At 60.4% G+C, this 15058-nt stretch carries 16 protein-coding genes and 1 pseudogene; 7 read left to right on the top strand and 10 right to left on the bottom strand.

Going from position 1 to position 15058, the window contains the following annotated elements; all coding sequences use genetic code 11:
- Window positions 1–86, top strand: a pseudogene (locus tag U5914_RS00005) (IS6 family transposase); the annotation flags it as partial.
- Here U5914_RS00005 and U5914_RS00010 read toward each other — a convergent pair.
- From U5914_RS00010 to U5914_RS00040, 7 genes are all read right to left on the bottom strand, one after another.
- Window positions 83–280, bottom strand: a complete 198-nt coding sequence (locus U5914_RS00010; protein WP_336133271.1) for a hypothetical protein — start codon at window positions 278–280, stop codon at window positions 83–85. The pseudogene U5914_RS00005 and the gene U5914_RS00010 overlap by 4 nt on opposite strands.
- A gap of 249 nt (window positions 281–529) precedes the next feature.
- The gene (locus U5914_RS00015) at window positions 530–793 is read right to left on the bottom strand and encodes a HalOD1 output domain-containing protein (RefSeq protein WP_336133272.1); all 264 of its coding nucleotides are present in this window, start codon (window positions 791–793) and stop codon (window positions 530–532) included.
- A 217-nt stretch (window positions 794–1010) separates the two neighbouring features.
- Window positions 1011–1646, bottom strand: coding sequence for an SOUL family heme-binding protein (locus U5914_RS00020; protein ID WP_336133273.1), 636 nt, complete (start codon window positions 1644–1646; stop codon window positions 1011–1013).
- Window positions 1647–1961: 315 nt separating this feature from the next.
- Window positions 1962–2192 (bottom strand): CPBP family intramembrane glutamic endopeptidase, encoded by a 231-nt coding sequence (locus U5914_RS00025; RefSeq protein ID WP_336133274.1) that lies wholly within the window; start codon window positions 2190–2192, stop codon window positions 1962–1964.
- Window positions 2193–2333: 141 nt separating this feature from the next.
- The gene (locus U5914_RS00030; RefSeq protein WP_418766730.1) at window positions 2334–4511 is read right to left on the bottom strand and encodes a heavy metal translocating P-type ATPase; all 2178 of its coding nucleotides are present in this window, start codon (window positions 4509–4511) and stop codon (window positions 2334–2336) included.
- Window positions 4512–4643: 132 nt separating this feature from the next.
- Window positions 4644–5072, bottom strand: coding sequence for a universal stress protein (locus U5914_RS00035; protein WP_336133277.1), 429 nt, complete (start codon window positions 5070–5072; stop codon window positions 4644–4646).
- Window positions 5073–5481: 409 nt separating this feature from the next.
- Entirely contained in the window at window positions 5482–6288 is an 807-nt protein-coding gene (locus U5914_RS00040; RefSeq protein WP_336133278.1) for a CPBP family intramembrane glutamic endopeptidase, read from the bottom strand.
- A gap of 161 nt (window positions 6289–6449) precedes the next feature.
- Between U5914_RS00040 and U5914_RS00045 the strand changes: the two genes are divergently transcribed.
- From U5914_RS00045 to U5914_RS00060, 4 genes are all read left to right on the top strand, one after another.
- Window positions 6450–6905 carry a hypothetical protein gene (locus U5914_RS00045; RefSeq protein WP_336133279.1) on the top strand — a complete coding sequence of 152 codons (456 nt, stop codon included), beginning with the start codon at window positions 6450–6452 and terminating at the stop codon, window positions 6903–6905.
- Window positions 6906–7007: 102 nt separating this feature from the next.
- Window positions 7008–8315 carry an MFS transporter gene (locus U5914_RS00050; RefSeq protein ID WP_336133281.1) on the top strand — a complete coding sequence of 436 codons (1308 nt, stop codon included), beginning with the start codon at window positions 7008–7010 and terminating at the stop codon, window positions 8313–8315.
- A complete protein-coding gene (locus tag U5914_RS00055) occupies window positions 8312–9187 on the top strand; it encodes a polymer-forming cytoskeletal protein (RefSeq protein WP_336133282.1) in 876 nt (291 codons plus the stop codon). Before U5914_RS00050 ends, U5914_RS00055 begins: the two co-directional genes overlap by 4 nt.
- A gap of 167 nt (window positions 9188–9354) precedes the next feature.
- The gene (locus U5914_RS00060) at window positions 9355–10011 is read left to right on the top strand and encodes a hypothetical protein (RefSeq protein ID WP_336133284.1); all 657 of its coding nucleotides are present in this window, start codon (window positions 9355–9357) and stop codon (window positions 10009–10011) included.
- A 273-nt stretch (window positions 10012–10284) separates the two neighbouring features.
- Here the strand turns inward: U5914_RS00060 and U5914_RS00065 are convergent, their stop codons facing one another.
- Entirely contained in the window at window positions 10285–11208 is a 924-nt protein-coding gene (locus U5914_RS00065; RefSeq protein WP_336133286.1) for an A/G-specific adenine glycosylase, read from the bottom strand.
- A gap of 88 nt (window positions 11209–11296) precedes the next feature.
- On the opposite strand from U5914_RS00065, the gene U5914_RS00070 reads away from it, so the two are divergent.
- A complete protein-coding gene (locus U5914_RS00070) occupies window positions 11297–11638 on the top strand; it encodes a ribbon-helix-helix protein (RefSeq protein ID WP_336133287.1) in 342 nt (113 codons plus the stop codon).
- Window positions 11639–12061: 423 nt separating this feature from the next.
- Here the strand turns inward: U5914_RS00070 and U5914_RS00075 are convergent, their stop codons facing one another.
- On the bottom strand, window positions 12062–12871 hold the full coding sequence (locus tag U5914_RS00075; protein WP_336133288.1) for an SDR family oxidoreductase: 810 nt from the start codon (window positions 12869–12871) through the stop codon (window positions 12062–12064).
- Window positions 12872–12977: 106 nt separating this feature from the next.
- Between U5914_RS00075 and U5914_RS00080 the strand changes: the two genes are divergently transcribed.
- Window positions 12978–14114, top strand: a complete 1137-nt coding sequence (locus U5914_RS00080; RefSeq protein ID WP_336133289.1) for an acyl-CoA dehydrogenase family protein — start codon at window positions 12978–12980, stop codon at window positions 14112–14114.
- Here U5914_RS00080 and U5914_RS00085 read toward each other — a convergent pair.
- Window positions 14109–15008 (bottom strand): MBL fold metallo-hydrolase, encoded by a 900-nt coding sequence (locus U5914_RS00085; RefSeq protein ID WP_336133290.1) that lies wholly within the window; start codon window positions 15006–15008, stop codon window positions 14109–14111. The two genes, U5914_RS00080 and U5914_RS00085, sit on opposite strands and share 6 nt — an antisense overlap.
- Window positions 15009–15058 lie beyond the last annotated feature (50 nt).

Here is a 15058-nt window from a genome sequence, read left to right on the forward strand (position 1 = left end):
TTAGTAATAGTTTCAGCAACGTGCAGCCGACGACAGCAGAAACATGGCTGCAAGCCTTCGCCGTCTGGTGGAATTCGCTTAACTAAACACGATGCTGTATCTGAACCAAAATTATCCCATAGACGACAGTGAAGACGACCGTCAGTGCTATTGCAGCCACGACAAGGAGCAGTTTGGGGTACTCGAATTGGTAGGGATCGCTGTATCCCTCTGGAGTCGGGGGCGGGGAAACCCCCCTAGCCTTCGCTTCAGCCGACGCAATCGGGCCTTTGTCGGTCATTTGTGGCGCTTTCCAGCGGATCAATAATTACTTTTTACGCATATGGTGCCATTGAGATTCTAATCTTCGGACATATTCTTGCGCGACACAGTTGTTCGGTGAAGACTGGCCACGTACCGCTGTGGCCTTTCAGATCGCGTTGGTGTGCTCGGAGTGCTGCTGGATAGAGAGGCTGTATGCAGCAGGATGACTCCGTTCATTCCACCAGTATTTGACTAAATCAGGTGTAGGAACGAATCTGCATATCTCTCAGTCGTCGCTCATGCCTTTTCTCTTGGTGGTTCCTCCGGTATGATGTTCATCGAGTTGAATAGTTCCTTCACTTTCGACGGTGACCTCACAGCCTGCATATGTGAACGAGATTTCGCCGTCCGACATCTTCTCGATGAGCGTATCCAGAGCATCCGGATCGACATGGTCGTACAGCACCGGTAGCTCCGAAGGGTTGCTGTTGGTGGTATTCGCTACTCGCTGGATAAGTCGCTCGGATACCGTTCCCCTCCCCCTTGCCATACTTGTCCAAAGTAAAGAATGTCACATAAATCTTTGTCAGACATTAGCTCACGTAATCGTCGGGGGCCATTGCCGCACAGACTGTTCTGTTGACACTCTATACTGACTACAGCAAGCCAAAATGTATCACCTGTTGAGGATTTCAACAAAGCAATCGTTTCCCGAAGCAGTCTCTAGATAGATTGACCTAATATGAACGACTCGATTATTCCAACAGTCAACTCTCCTCATCTACCTCTACCGCCACTTCATTTCGTCGCATAAACGGCGGTGTCCACGGGTCGTTATATCGGAGGAGGTAGGGCTTACCCGCCGGCTCGATGTTCTCACGTTCGAGTGTGGAGAGAAGCTTCTGCGTCCGTCGTTCGACCCGCCACGAAGGAGTATACCACGAAAACTGGTCAACGGCGACTCGCTTCGCTGGTTCGGTGACGAGTGTAACGTCCGACGCCGTCGGTTCCGGGGCCGTTTCGGGACTGTACTCTGTGGGAAGATAGAAGCCCATCCGGACCGCATCAATGTCGGCTTCAGTCGTCTCGGACCGAACGGGGGCGGTCATCGAGATTGATTCCCCGTTCTGTGTTTGGACGGGGGCAGTCATCGAGATCGACTCGTCACCTCGGTTGTCCCCCGATATGTATCTGAAGAGTCGTCGAAACGCACGCCGCTGATTCGGTGCCGTCGTTTCGACGAGAACCGTCTGGGGGTAGTGACGGAACTCGATGCCGTCTAGCGTTCGGAGGTGTTCATACGGCACTGCGTTTGCCTTTCTGGTCGAATAGATACCCCACCCGACCCAGCCGGCAAATATCATACCCCCACCGAGAAGTATCGTTTTCGTGAGCGGTCTCATACAACACCTTTGTCGTCCATAGGGATTAACCAACTGCCCCGATAAGCTTCGAGGTACCTTTCGTTGTGCTGTATAGACGCTCTATGTCTTGGATTTGGTTCCTATCAATGGCTACGGATTTCAACAGAGCCCTCCAGTAATATTTTCCGAGTTGTGGCGACCATACCTGCTCGCTGGCCTCGCCGAATTCGGCTGTTTGAACGTGGCCAGTCAGACCCGGTACTTGGACGATCTTGCGCTCTCGGCCTTAACCGAACACGGATACGACTCTATCTGATAAAGTGTCCTCAGCCTAAACTACGTACGTAATCCTGGTTACAGGCTGGTCGTTGTGGCGTAACTGACGAGGAGTAAGACGACGTTGTAAACAGCGTGTACGAGGATGGGAACCGCGAGATTACCGGTCCGTTCGTACAGAATCCCGAATATTGTCCCGATTATCGAAATCATAAGTGCACCAGCGACGATGGGAAGCAACCGTCCAGAGTAGTTGGCGAGATGCATGGATCCGAACAGGAGACTCGAACCAGCCTTCCTCCACTTCATCCATACTCACACCTGACAGAACAACCAGAAAAATCGTCCGGCTGAGCCGCGCTGAGCCGGTCGAACGCGTTCTCCGACGTCGAAGGAGACAGGAGTTTCCCGAGAGGGACTCGAATCGGAGCGCGTCTCCCGCCTCACAAATTACTCACGATAGCCGAGCAACCGGAGGCCGTTCAGCGAGACGAGCACTGTCGAACCCTCGTGACCAACCACAGCAAGGGGAAGCGGGATGCCTCGAAGCAGAATCGTGCCGACCATAAGCGCGATCGCGCCGAACGCGATAGCGAGGTTGACAGCGAGCGTCCGGCGTGTCTTACGCCCGAGACCGAGGACGTAAGGGATCTTGCTGAGGTCGTCGCCCATCAATACCACGTCAGCAGTGTCGAGCGCGACGTCTGTCCCAGCACCGCCCATCGCGATCCCGAGCGTTGCGGTCGCCAGTGCCGGTGCGTCGTTGACGCCGTCGCCGACCATCGCCACGTTCTCGTGCTGGTCGACCAGATCTTCGATGGTCGACACTTTCTCCTCCGGCAACAGCTCCGCCTGCACTTCGTCGATGCCGACCTCTTCGGCGATCCGCTGTGCGACTCGCTCGTTGTCGCCAGTCAGCATCACGATGTGCTCCACACCGAGCGAGCGGAGGTCCTCGATCATCTTGGCAGCCCCGGGACGGACCGTGTCGGTGAACGCGAGCCATCCCAACACAGTGACGTCGCCGCCGGCCTCTCGGGCGACGATGACACTTGTTTTCCCTTCCGATTCTAGCGACTGGAGTCGGTCGAGGCCAGGTTCGATCCCCTCGATTGCTGCGTCTTCGAGGACGGTCCCGAAGTAGCTCCGATTCCCGATGTGGATGGTACCGTCCTTGACTGCAGCCCGGACGCCTTTCCCCGCAGCTGACTGAAACCGCTGGGCATCGGGAACGTCTAGTGATCGCTCCTCCGCTGCCGCCACTGTCGCACGAGCGAGGTGATGCTCTGACCGGGCCTGTACTGCGGCCGCAAGCGAGAGCAGCCCGTCGTCGGTCAGTGATTCGTCTGCCGTCTCGCGGACGAAGACGTCCGTCAACTGTGTATCGCCCTGTGTGAGAGTGCCCGTCTTGTCGAACGCGACCGCATCAATCTTCGCTGCCGCCTCGACGTGCTCGCCACCCTTGAATAGGACGCCCTGCCTGCCGCCGGAGGCGATCGCCGACAGGACCGCTGCGGGTGTGGAGATGATGACCGCACACGGTGAGGCCGCAACCATGAGTGTCATCGCGCGGTAGAACGTACTGGTGAACTCGCTCCCGAGCGCGAGCGGAATAGCAATCGCCGCGATCGTGAGTGCGAACACGCCGAGGACGTACGGTTGTTCAAGACGGTCGATGAGCCGCTGTGTCGGCGCCTTCTCGCTCTGAGCGCGTTCGACCATATGGATGAGACGGCTTATCGCAGACTCATGGGCCTGCCGCGTGACCTCGATCTCGAGACTCCCGCTCTCGTTTATTGTCCCGCCGAATACCTCGTCGCCGGGTTCTTTCGGTACTGGCACGGACTCGCCTGTGAGTGAGGCTTGATCGACCGTCCCCTCGCCGGACGTGACGACGCCATCCAGCGGGATTTTGTCGCCGGGACGGACGACGAAGACATCGCCGACGGCGACTTCGTCGATTGGGACGGTAACCTCCTCCCCATCGCGGAGTACCTGTGCTTCGTCCGGCCGCATCGCGACGAGGGACTTGATCGCCCGGCGTGAGCGGCCAATTGCGTAGTGTTGGAGCGTGTTCGACAGCGAAAACAGGAAGAGGAGCATCGTGCCCTCGAACGGCGCCCCAATCGAGAGCGCGCCGAGCGCGGCGACGATCATCAACAGGTCGATGTCCACGGCGCCGTGGCGGAGCGTCTTGACAGCGCCTTTGAGTCCGTACCAGCCACCGAAGGCGTAGGCGACGCCGTAGCTGGCCCACATAAGCAGTGCCGGGCCGTCGAGCCAGCCCGTCACCAGGCCAGTCATCATCCCGAGCAACGTCAATCCGACAAATACCGCCTCCCGTCTGAGTTCCGAACGGCTGCTCACGTCGTCCGTGTCCGTATCAGGGTCGTCTTGAATCGAGACATCTTGGTCGCGAACTGCCTCTCTGATTGTGTCCTCGGACGTGACCTCCTCGTCATAAGTAATCCGAGCGCTCCCTGTTCGAAACGAGACGTCAGCGTCGTGAACGCCGGATACATTCTGGAGGTGTCGCTCAAGCGCCCGCGCTCCCGCTTCGCCACGACCACCTCGTCGTTCAATGTGGAGCGTACACGTTGAAAGCGAGGGTGACTTAGTAACGGCCACGTTTTCTCTACCGATGGGTTGCAAGGGTTTGATGGTTTAGATACGCCAACGAGCACCCGTCCGGCTGTATACAGGGGTGATTTTTCGAGTGTTCAGCGACCACTGAGCCGTACTCTTTCTGTTCTGATCGAGTCATCCAATAATCGTCACCGGAATTCGTGCTCGACGGGTGACTGTCTCTGCAACGCTTCCGAGGAGCGTACGGTCGATTCCTGAGCGACCGTGGCTCCCCATGACGATCTGATCGATGCCGTGGTCGTCAGCATATTCGAGAATCGCTCGTGCGGGGCTACCGACTTCTGTCACAGTAGTGAGGTCGGTATCGTGTTCTGCTGCGAGATCCGTAGCTGTATCGTGAATTCTGGTTGCACGCTCTTGGGCATTGTCGTACCAGTCCTCAGCAACTGGCAAGCCACCACCCTCCACGTCGATGACCGAGTCAATCGGATTGATGACGTAAATCGTGGTAAGGGTTGCATCCGAGAAGGTCTCGATAGCGTACGTGAGCGCACGCTCGGAAAGCGGCGACCCGTCGAAGGCGATGAGGACATCGTCAGGCATTGACATAGAATTCGCTGCGAGCCGGGAAGAGTGTATTGCCACAGGCACCGCGGCTGAGAGTAGTCTTACGTGCGACATCAATACACAACGTTGTCGGCTTCATTTCCCCCGTGACCGAGTGGGAGCTACGAGTGTACGGAGATAGTCCGTTTACTGCCGCCAAATCGTGCCACTAGAGACGGCCAAGCCAAGAGAATCGCGAGCAGAACGAAAAGGATGGGGAGTGCCGCAATTGAGCCAGCGTTCACGAGAAGCACCTTCGAGAGCCGAATCTGGGCTGTGGCTGCGAGGCTAGTCGGTCCGTGACGGACCACCCATTCTCCGCAAACCGCTGTTAATACTTGGTGAGAAGAGAAGTTACTGACCGACTGGCTCGACTATTTGGTCAGAGTGTAGCAGACCGGCCCCCTTAGAGCAACACAACCTGAACGAGTGAGAGCATCAGGAGGGGGACGTGGAACGAGGCGTGAGCTACCATTGCCGTTTCGAGGCTCCGCTGCCAGTAGAGCCAGCCGAACAGGACTCCAGCAACCGCGTTCAGAAGTACTGTCCGCGCGATTAGTGCGGGTGTGAGAGCGACGGACTGTGCGAGGGCCGGGAGGTGGCCAACGCCGAACAGCACGGCCGAAACCACGATCGCGGTCCACATGACTCCCGGTCCGGGGCCGTCCGCACGACGACCGGTGACGCGCCAGCCCACAAACGAAAGCATGGACATGAGCCCGAACCGAAGCATTAGCTCCTCGGTGATCCCTCCATAGAGGAACCGGACCGGAGCGTACGCCAGAACGCTCGCCACGGTCGGTCGGGTCGCCCCGATCACGGACTGGGGCAAATCACCAACGAACGGCATCATCACCGTATCGAGGATGACGATCAGGACGCCCCCGAGGATGCCGATTCCGACGGCCAGTCCGACGTCCTCACGGAGGTGTTTCCAGACTCCCTCGCCAGTCCCTATCCGGCTGATGAGGTACGATCGCAATCCCACTCGCGGCGCTGCGTACGCACCGAGCAGACACGCGACGCCGAGGAGAAACAAAGGATTGACCCCCGACAGAACGGCGAGGAGCGGGAGTGACAGCCCCGCCGGGACGGCAGTCGGCGGCGTAGTAACGTAGATGTAGCCGACGAGAGCGACGATTCCGGGAACACCAGCCAGTAGGGTCACGCCGAACCGTTTGCCGAATGAGACACCGTACGTCGTGGGGGGCATAGATACTCTGACTCCCGACACCGAAAAAACAGTTGTGTCACCGTCGGTAATAGACACTCAGTATACTTAATATTGTTATAAATCATAAATAAACAAGGCGAGTGTCTCGAGGTTGAGCTCCGAGGCGGTTCATATTCCGGACGTACGCACCGAACGGTTCGGTGATAGACCCGACCGAAATCGGACCTGACGAAATCCCTGCGGACATGATCAACAAGGAACTTTCACCCGACCCAACCAGATACTCGATTACGTGGCAGCACTCGGTCAACCACGACATCGGGACACGACACCCAACCGGAAACGCGTCGTTCCTCGCACCGGTCAGGGACGTGAACCCGGCCGAATGCCAGTACGCGTGGGACGACTCGGGCACGTGCTGGAATTTCGCTACCGTCGCCGCAACCACGTACGAGTCACCGAACCAAGCGACCGTTACCATAGACGAGATCAGGTTCGAGGCCTGGAACGGATGGGGATTCTGGCTCTCGAACGGCTTCAACACGTTCGAAGCGACAACTCCCCCCGCAATCTACGTAGACGGCCGTCAGGGATGGGCGCAGCTCGATGGCCATCTCCACGCCGGGATGGGGCGATACGATGGCCCATCACGGTAATGGTGGTACGTGGAGTGAGAAATCGCAGTGACAGAGTATTCGACTGGCGGCCCCACTGTGTTTAATGGTTGTGCATATCCATGATATGTCAAGACGGCTCAAATGGAGTTCACCACGCACGTCCGGGAACGTCAATGGATAACGGTGGCCGGGTACGTGTTGTTCGTCGCCCTGATGGTCGCCGGCTACTATTACAACATCACGTTCGTCCAGTTGGGACTCATCGATCTCGGGACGCGCCTCGTCGGCATGACCGAGACTGCTGTTTCGATGTGGATGGCGGCGCTTGCGCTCGTGACACTGGTTGTCGCAGTTGTGACCGGCGTGACGATGGACCGACGCGGCTGGAGTACGGACCTCCGAACGAAGTTCCGACTCCTGTTTGGCGTCGTCTGCGTCCAGTTCGCGCTCACGCTCGTCGCTCCGATGATTCGGACCGTCCCCGGATTCGGCGCGTGGATCGTGCTCGCGTCGATCGGACTCGGGGTTGGGTTTCCGGTCTCGTTCTCGCTCGCGATCGACCTCGTTCCCGTCCCGGACCGGGGCTACGTCGCCGCGGCGATCACGGCAATCGCGTACTTCTTGGCGAACGCGATTCCGCTCTCCTGGTCAGTCGACGTTTTCAGCCAGTTGATGGTCGCCGCGATGGCGCCGGGCATTCTCCTGCTGACCATCCTGTCGTTCGTTCGCATCGACCGTCTCGATGCGGTTCTCGATGGCCTCGAAGCACAACACGAGACGTATGGCACAGGTCGGTTCTGTCACGGGGACCCAGTTCGGTCGCGAAGTCTATCCTTCGTTGTTCCGGTAGTCCTGATGTTTGGCGTGTTTTTCATCGACAGCCTCGGGTTTCTCCGAATCATCGACACGCCGTCGCTGCTGCTGAGTTCGTGGCAGTCGCCCGAACTCTCGACACGTCTGTTCATCGCCGTCGCACACGTCGTCGGCGCGGTGATGGCCGGCGTCATCTACGCGAAGTATTCGCTCTCGCGCATCTTCCTCTGGACGTTCGCGCTGTTCGCCCTGACGCACGTGATGTACACGTCTGACCTGCGGTTCGCCGCGGTGTTCCCCACAATCGCGGGTGACGGAACGTCCATCCTGAACCCCGCCCTGTATGCGATTGCCGTGAGCTTCTACACGACGCTGAACTTCGCGCTCTGGCCCGACCTCTCGACGCCCGAGACGATCGGCACGCACTCCGCAATTGGGATCGGCGTCGCCGGCTGGCTCGCCACGTTCTCCAGCACCGCGCTGGCGCTGTACTTCCAAGCAGTCGACCTCACCCTTCTTTCGCACCTGAACGTCGTGCAGGCGCTCTCTCTTCTCCTCCTGTTCGGGCTCGCTGTCGGCCTGTACGCCAGACGGATGGTTGAACTCGCTCGCGAGGACGGAGGTGCGAGTGCATGACTCCAACGGAGGCAATCCCGCTCCTCATCGTCGTCCTCCTTATGATCTCCATCGGGGGCGGCGACATCCAGGAGATGTCCGTGACGTTCCAGGGCGACAATGACGTCGACTCGCTCGCCGACGTCCACGTCGTCGCCGGCGGGACCACCACCGTCCCCGGCGACGCCATCGTCGAGGGCGACGTCTACGTAATCGGTGGCACCGCAGCCATCGACGGGACGGTCGACGGCGACGTGACGCTCCTCGACGGGAATCTCTCGGTACGTGATGGCGCGACTGTGAGCGGTACCGTCCAGACGTATTCGGGATCCGCTGCAGTCAACTCCGATGCATCGGTCGGGCAGATCTCGCGATTCGAGGCACCTACCCCGTCGAGTTCGCCCGCACAGCGGGTCGGAGGGTTCCTTCTGCAGTTCCTCGTCCTCGGCGCGTTCGGATGGTGGCTCGTCGAGCGGCACCCACTCATCATCGAGAACGTCGGCGCGGCCATCACCGAGCACGCGCTCGTCAGCGGCGTCGTCGGCAGCCTCGGCGCAACGACCCTCCTCGTCCTCTTCGTCTACATGGCATTCACCCTCATCCTGCTCCCGCTCGCGATCATTGGGTTGTTTGCCGAGTTCCTCGTCATCCTCTACGGCCAGACAGTGTTCGGGTACCTCATCGGGACGCGCTTCCCGATCGAACGCGACGGCGTCGCGACGCTCGCAGGGATCGCCGTGTTCCTACTCGGCCTCGAGCTCTTTGGGCTCGTGCCGTACCTCGGCGGAATCGCGCAACTCGCCGTCGCTGTCGTCGGGTTCGGTGCTGTCCTGAACACGTACTTCGGCCTCCAGCGATTCGAACCTGTCACCATCCCCGGAGGGACCTCTTGAATTACTACCCCGTCGGGGGTGTCACGGGTGCGATGACACCCCTCGGGATCGGAGTTCTCGTCGCGACGCTCACCATCACCGTCCTTGTCATCGCCGCTGGCAAGTCACTTGGTGCTGACCGTCCAACTCGCTAATGTATTTGTCAGCGGCGCACGACGACTGCCTGTATGGTGTCGTCGAACACGACCGAGCCGGTCGGTCGCGTATCGAAGCGAATCGGGCGGTACGTCAACCACGACAGCGTCCTCGTTCGGTTCGTCTCCCTGTGGGTCGTCGTCGCGAGCGTGTTCACGACGTCGTGGGTCCTCAGCTACCTCTTCCTCCCCCAAGGGCTGTTACGCGGCGGGAACCCGGGCGCAGCCACTGGATACGCAGGGAGTATCACGCGAGAATTCCTGTGGCTGTTCGGGTGGAACGTCGGCATCTCGTTGATCGCGGTTGCCGCGAACACGCTCCGGTCGGTGAACACGCCGATGGGATACGTCATCGAGGTCGTTCAGGCGCCCTATTACGGGGCAGTCTGGGGGACCGGATCGCTCGCTATCGGAACGGGTGAGCGAATCGCACCGTCGCTGGCCGTGCTCGTCGAACGGAGCGGCCCGATGGAGATCACGGCGTTTGTCGCGATCGTGGTCGCGACGCGTGGTGTGATGCTTTGGCACCAGAAATCCGGGCCTCGGTGGAAGGAACAGTTCGAACAGGTGCGATCCCCGAGGGACTGGTCGCTGACGCGTCGCGAGTGGGTGCTTCTGATTGGTGGGTATCTGCTGCTGGCAGTCGCCTGCTACCGAGAAGCCGTCGCGATAGCACAAGTCGCCGGGTGATGCGGGCATGGTCAAGGGATTTCCGGTAGGGATGGCTTCAGTTAGCTGACTGGGTGCCCTCCTGTTCATCCCGGCAGATGAACTCGGTCGGCTCGGGGGTGACGTCGAACAGGCCGATGCTGTATTTCCCCGGATCGAGGACGAACGACTTTACCTCGATACGACGGACGAGTAAGCGGAATAGCGCAGTTCTATAGAGAAATATCGGTAGAACCACTATATCTCCAGTCGCATACCAGTAGCTACTGCTAACAGGGCCCCGTACTGGTGGAACTAGGTCTGTAGGCGCGCAAGAGTTTCCTCATCGCCTTCTTTCACCTCGACCAAGCCATCCTCAGCAAGATCAGAGAGGAGATCGTGGAGCCACTCACGGCCGTATTCACCGTTCGGTGAGTAATCGACCCGGACCCGAGGCCCCAGATCGTCGAGGGTCAGTTCGTCGAATTCTCGAAGGGTCGAAATCACTCGACCCCGCATCTGTCTGCGGCTTCCCTCGAACTCCGGTTGAGTCGGCACGTCCGGAGCGGAGAAATCCCCTGTGTTATATGCGCGACACCATTTTCGCCAGGGGCATCCTTCCTCGTCACAGCGAGGCTTCTTCTGACAGGCGACACCCCCCAACTCCATAATCGCGTTGTTCCAGACGCGCGACTCTCCCTCCGGCATGAGTGCAGAGGCAACCTCAGCGTACGGAGGATCGTCCGTATTATGGATTTCGTCAAACGCCCGATAAAGGACGCGCTTGACGTTCGTATCCACGACGGCGTCGCCGTTGTTGAACGCGAAGGAGGCGACGGCGTTGGCCGTGTAGGGGCCGACGCCCATCAACTCCTGAAGACCCTCTGGTGTCTCCGGAAACTCCCCGCCGTGCTCGGAGACGACCTGCCCGGCCGCCTCGTGGAGGTATTTCGCCCGGTTGTTGTACCCCAGCGAGTGGTCCGTCCAGAAGCCCACCACATCGGCCCGGTCGGCAGCAGCGAGGTCCTCGACGGTGGGCCACGTCTCCAGAAAATCGTTCCACGCCGAAACGATCCGGTCCAGTTGGGTCTGCTGGCTCATCACCTCCGAAACGAGAATCTCGTAGGCGTCGTCGGTCTGCCGCCACGGGTACTCGCGGTGGTCGGCCTCGTACCAACTGACCAGCGCCTCCCGTACTGCGTCGGCGTCTTCGGGGAGGTACTCGGCGGCGTCGGTCATCACTCCAGCGTTTCGACGGCCGGCGTTTGGGCCTGACGGTTCGGCCCCGAGCGAAACGGACTTCCACCGTCCAGCCCCATCTACCGACATGGGACTCGACGACCTCTCGGCGGACATCGAAGACACGTATTCGGACCTCGGCGAGGAACTCGCAGTCGACCTCGACACCGAGACGCGCAACGAACTGGCCATGCTCATCAACGCCTACGACCCCGACGACCCCGACGAACTCCTCCGGCGGGCCGTCCACATGCTCTTCCAGTCGGCCGTCGAGACCGGCAACCTCGATTTCCACCTCCGAAGCGGCTACGACGTCACCTACGACGAGTACCTCTCGGGGATGACCTTCGACGAGATGACCGGCGCCGCTGGCGGCGTCTCCGACCAGTACCCGCCGCAAGACGACAACGCGCGGCGCTACCAATTCTGAGCCACTTTTTGCACGAGAACGCGGGTCGCGCCCGCGTTGGGGCGCGACCCCGGTTGCGTGGCGGCTTTGCCGCCACGTTATAAGGCCGCGGCGGAGCCGCGGCCCACTCGGCAAAAACATGGGGAAAATATGCGCGCTGCGTGGTCGTTCGAGAGGCGCTGTGCGCCTCTCGTGATGACGAGAGAGCTTCGCTCTCTCGAACCACGGCGAAGCCGCCACGTCCATGCGGTTGCGGGCTCCGCCCGCAACCCGCTCCTTCCGGCGGCCTTCGGCCGCCTCCAGTCCGTGCGCGCTACCGGACTGCGGGCGCCTTCGGCGCCCTCGTCCGGCGAACCGCCTCGGGGGCGACCTTCGGACGCCCCGCTCGGCGGATACTTCTCTCGATTCAAATTTAGCGAGCTATAAAATGAGACTGGGTCCGCTTCAGTACGGTGACGGCAACAGCAGATGTCCGCCGTCGATCGGATAGTAACTCCCGGTCACGTAGGCGGAGGCGTCGGAGGCGAGAAAAACTGCGAGCGGAACGCAATCCTTGGCCGTTCCGAACCGGTCCGCCGGGACGTGGTCCAGAATCTGTTCGGGAAGGGCGCCGCCAGCCGCCTCGGTGACCCCCTCGGTTTCGATGATGCCGGGAGCGATGGTGTTCGCACGGACGTTGTACTTCGCCCACTCACTTGCGACCGTCTGCATCAGGTTGTGGATGCCGGCTTTGCCGGCTCCCGAGTGTCCGTGGAACGGTGCGCCGTGGACGGAGTTCGTCGCGCCCATCGAGATGATGGAACCGCCGCCGTTGTCGATCATGTAGTCGCCGACGCTCATCGTACAGTAGGCAGTGCCGTCGAGAATCGTCCCGACAACGGCTCGCCAGCCGTTCGCCGAGAGGTCCTCAAGCGGCGTCAGGAAGTTCGCACCGGCGTTGTTGACGAGAATCGAGATGTCGCCCAACTCATCGAGGACGGTATCCCGCATCTCGTCGACCTTCTCCTTGTCACGGACGTCGACGGTCGTCGCACAGGCGTTCTGGCCTTTTTCCTCGATTGCCTCGGCAACGGGTTCGAGGTGGTTCATATCGCGGGAGGCGACGGCGACATCTGCGCCGTGGTCGGCGAATGCCAGTGCCATCTCCTCGCCGATGCCGGTGCCACCGCCTGTAATAAGCGCGGTCTCTCCTTCCAGCAGGTCGTCGGCGTAGATGTCGGTGCTATCCGGCGTCTCGGGCCAGTCGTTCGGCATGCCCACCTCATGTTATCGACACACAAAAGCCGTTCCGGTTATCGGAAATGAACAACTAGTTTCCTGTTTCGTTATAGCTTTGTGGGACCATGTCATGGGTCGTGCCATGGTCGATTTTTCCATCTCCGAACAGGAACGTGCCATCCGACAGACTGCCCGCGAGTTCGCCGAAAACGAAATCGCGCCCGTCGCCCGACACCACGAGGAGACCGGCGAGTGGCCCGAGGAGGTCTGGGAGAAAGCCGTCGACGCCGGTCTGGTCGGCGGAACGATTCCCGAGGAATACGGCGGCGCCGGCCTCTCTCAGGTCGAGACGTGCCTATTCATGGAGGAAATCTGCCGCGTCGACGCGGGGATGCTCGCCGCCATCGGTACCGAGTTCGGAACGCGGATGATTCGGGAATACGGCACCGACGAGCAGAAGGAATGGATCCTCCGTGGCGTCGCCGAAGGCGAACTCATCGGCGCGCTCGGCAACACCGAACCCAACCACGGCTCCAACGCCGCTGGTATCGAAACTACCGCCGAGAAGGATGGGGACGAATACGTCATCAACGGCGTCAAGACGTTCATCACCCACGGCACTATCGCCGATTACGTCCTTACGATGTGCCGAACCGGCGACGAGGGTCACAGTGGCATCTCGGCTATCATCGTCGAGACGGACCGCGACGGCTTCGAGGTCGAAAGCGAGATTCACAAACTCGGCTGGAACGCGAGCGAGACGGCCCAACTCCGATACGACGACGTGCGCGTCCCCGAGGAAAACCTCGTCGGCTACGAGGACGCCGGATTCTACCAGCTGATGGAGTTCTTCGAGGAGGAACGGGTCGGCATCGCCGCCCAAGCCCTCGGCATCGCGCAGGGCTGTCTGGAGGAGACCGTCGACTACGTCAAACAGCGCGAGCAGTTCGACCGGGAACTCAGAGAGTTCCAAGCCGTCCAGCACAAGGTCGCCGAGATGGGCATGAAGGTCGAACTCGCGCGCCGCCTCGTCTACGACGCCGCCCAGCGCGTCGACGACGGCGAGAAGCCGACCAAACTCGCCTCGATGGCGAAACTCTATGCCTCCGAAATCGCCGAGGCGGTCGCCAGCGACGCCATCCAACTCCACGGCGGCAACGGCTACACGACCGACTACCCCGTCGAACGCCACTATCGGCACACGAAGATCTACCAGATCGGCGAGGGTGCCAGCGAGATTCAGCGCAACATCATCGCGAAGGAACTCCTCGACCTATAATTCGGCGCGAATCCCCTCGTCGGTCACCCACATCTCGACGTCGCCCCGCTCGTCCAGATGGCGAAGGTACTCGTAGATGATGAGAGTAATGAACCCTGCTCGTGGGCCCTCGACACTCAACTCCTCGATGACGAATTCGCGAGCGAAAGCGGATCCATGCTCGCCGAGGAATCGTAGCAAGCGGGCTTCCGTCCGTTCGGCATCCGCCAGCGACGCCCTGATTCGGGCCTCCGGGTCGGTCAGTTCCGGGCCGTGCATCGGGACGAGAATCTCGAGGTCGAGGTCGCGTATCCGACGGAGTGACTCCTTGTAGTCGCCGACATCGCCCAACAGTGGCCCATACTGAAACCGGCCGTTGGCATCGACGAGGTCGCCCGAAAACAGCGTACCACTCGGTTCGTGCCAGAAGGCGAGATGGGGAGCAGCGTGCCCGGGGGTCGACACGGCTTCGAGTTCGTACTCGCCGAGTTCGACGATATCGCCGTCCCTCAGTTCGCGGGTGATGTCGATGCGTTCTTCGTAATACTCCTGAATCGGGAAGTAGTCATCATCTATCGTCGCATCGCTCGGAAACCCCGCAAGTAACTGGGCCATCTCCTCGCGGGCACGCCGGAGATAATCAGTGTAATCGTAGAGGATGTCCCGTTCGCCCTCGGGAACGACGTGCGGCAGATCAGCTAGCGCCTCGATAGTCTGAGAACCACCCACGTGGTCGATGTGCGGGTGGGTATGCAGGACGCGGTCGATGCCGTCGAGTGGGCCAGCGAGTGCCTCGCGAAGGGCATCCCGAGAGACCGGTGCGACGTGGCCCGTATCGACCAGCGTGTCGCCGATACGGAGAACGTTGACGCCGCCGTACAGCGGCTGGGTGAGTTCGTGTCGCTCGTACTCCATCACCCGGTGGTCGTCGCCGGCCCACAAAAATCGTCCCCTGCCAACAAGCC

Origin of the sequence: Natronomonas amylolytica (genome assembly GCF_037031205.1) — an archaeon.
GTDB classification, from domain to species: Archaea; Halobacteriota; Halobacteria; order Halobacteriales; family Haloarculaceae; genus Natronomonas; species Natronomonas amylolytica.

Excerpts from the sequence above, each read along its gene's own strand:
- U5914_RS00010 (WP_336133271.1), bottom strand. The coding sequence starts at position 280 with ATGACCGACAAAGGCCCGATTGCGTCGGCTGAAGCGAAGGCTAGGGGG.
- U5914_RS00015 (WP_336133272.1), bottom strand. The coding sequence starts at position 793 with ATGGCAAGGGGGAGGGGAACGGTATCCGAGCGACTTATCCAGCGAGTA.
- U5914_RS00020 (WP_336133273.1), bottom strand. The coding sequence starts at position 1,646 with ATGAGACCGCTCACGAAAACGATACTTCTCGGTGGGGGTATGATATTT.
- U5914_RS00025 (WP_336133274.1), bottom strand. The coding sequence starts at position 2,192 with ATGAAGTGGAGGAAGGCTGGTTCGAGTCTCCTGTTCGGATCCATGCAT.
- U5914_RS00035 (WP_336133277.1), bottom strand. The coding sequence starts at position 5,072 with ATGCCTGACGATGTCCTCATCGCCTTCGACGGGTCGCCGCTTTCCGAG.
- U5914_RS00040 (WP_336133278.1), bottom strand. The coding sequence starts at position 6,288 with ATGCCCCCCACGACGTACGGTGTCTCATTCGGCAAACGGTTCGGCGTG.
- U5914_RS00050 (WP_336133281.1), top strand. The coding sequence starts at position 7,008 with ATGGAGTTCACCACGCACGTCCGGGAACGTCAATGGATAACGGTGGCC.
- U5914_RS00055 (WP_336133282.1), top strand. The coding sequence starts at position 8,312 with ATGACTCCAACGGAGGCAATCCCGCTCCTCATCGTCGTCCTCCTTATG.
- U5914_RS00060 (WP_336133284.1), top strand. The coding sequence starts at position 9,355 with ATGGTGTCGTCGAACACGACCGAGCCGGTCGGTCGCGTATCGAAGCGA.
- U5914_RS00065 (WP_336133286.1), bottom strand. The coding sequence starts at position 11,208 with ATGACCGACGCCGCCGAGTACCTCCCCGAAGACGCCGACGCAGTACGG.
- U5914_RS00070 (WP_336133287.1), top strand. The coding sequence starts at position 11,297 with ATGGGACTCGACGACCTCTCGGCGGACATCGAAGACACGTATTCGGAC.
- U5914_RS00075 (WP_336133288.1), bottom strand. The coding sequence starts at position 12,871 with ATGCCGAACGACTGGCCCGAGACGCCGGATAGCACCGACATCTACGCC.
- U5914_RS00080 (WP_336133289.1), top strand. The coding sequence starts at position 12,978 with ATGGTCGATTTTTCCATCTCCGAACAGGAACGTGCCATCCGACAGACT.
- U5914_RS00085 (WP_336133290.1), bottom strand. The coding sequence starts at position 15,008 with ATGGAGTACGAGCGACACGAACTCACCCAGCCGCTGTACGGCGGCGTC.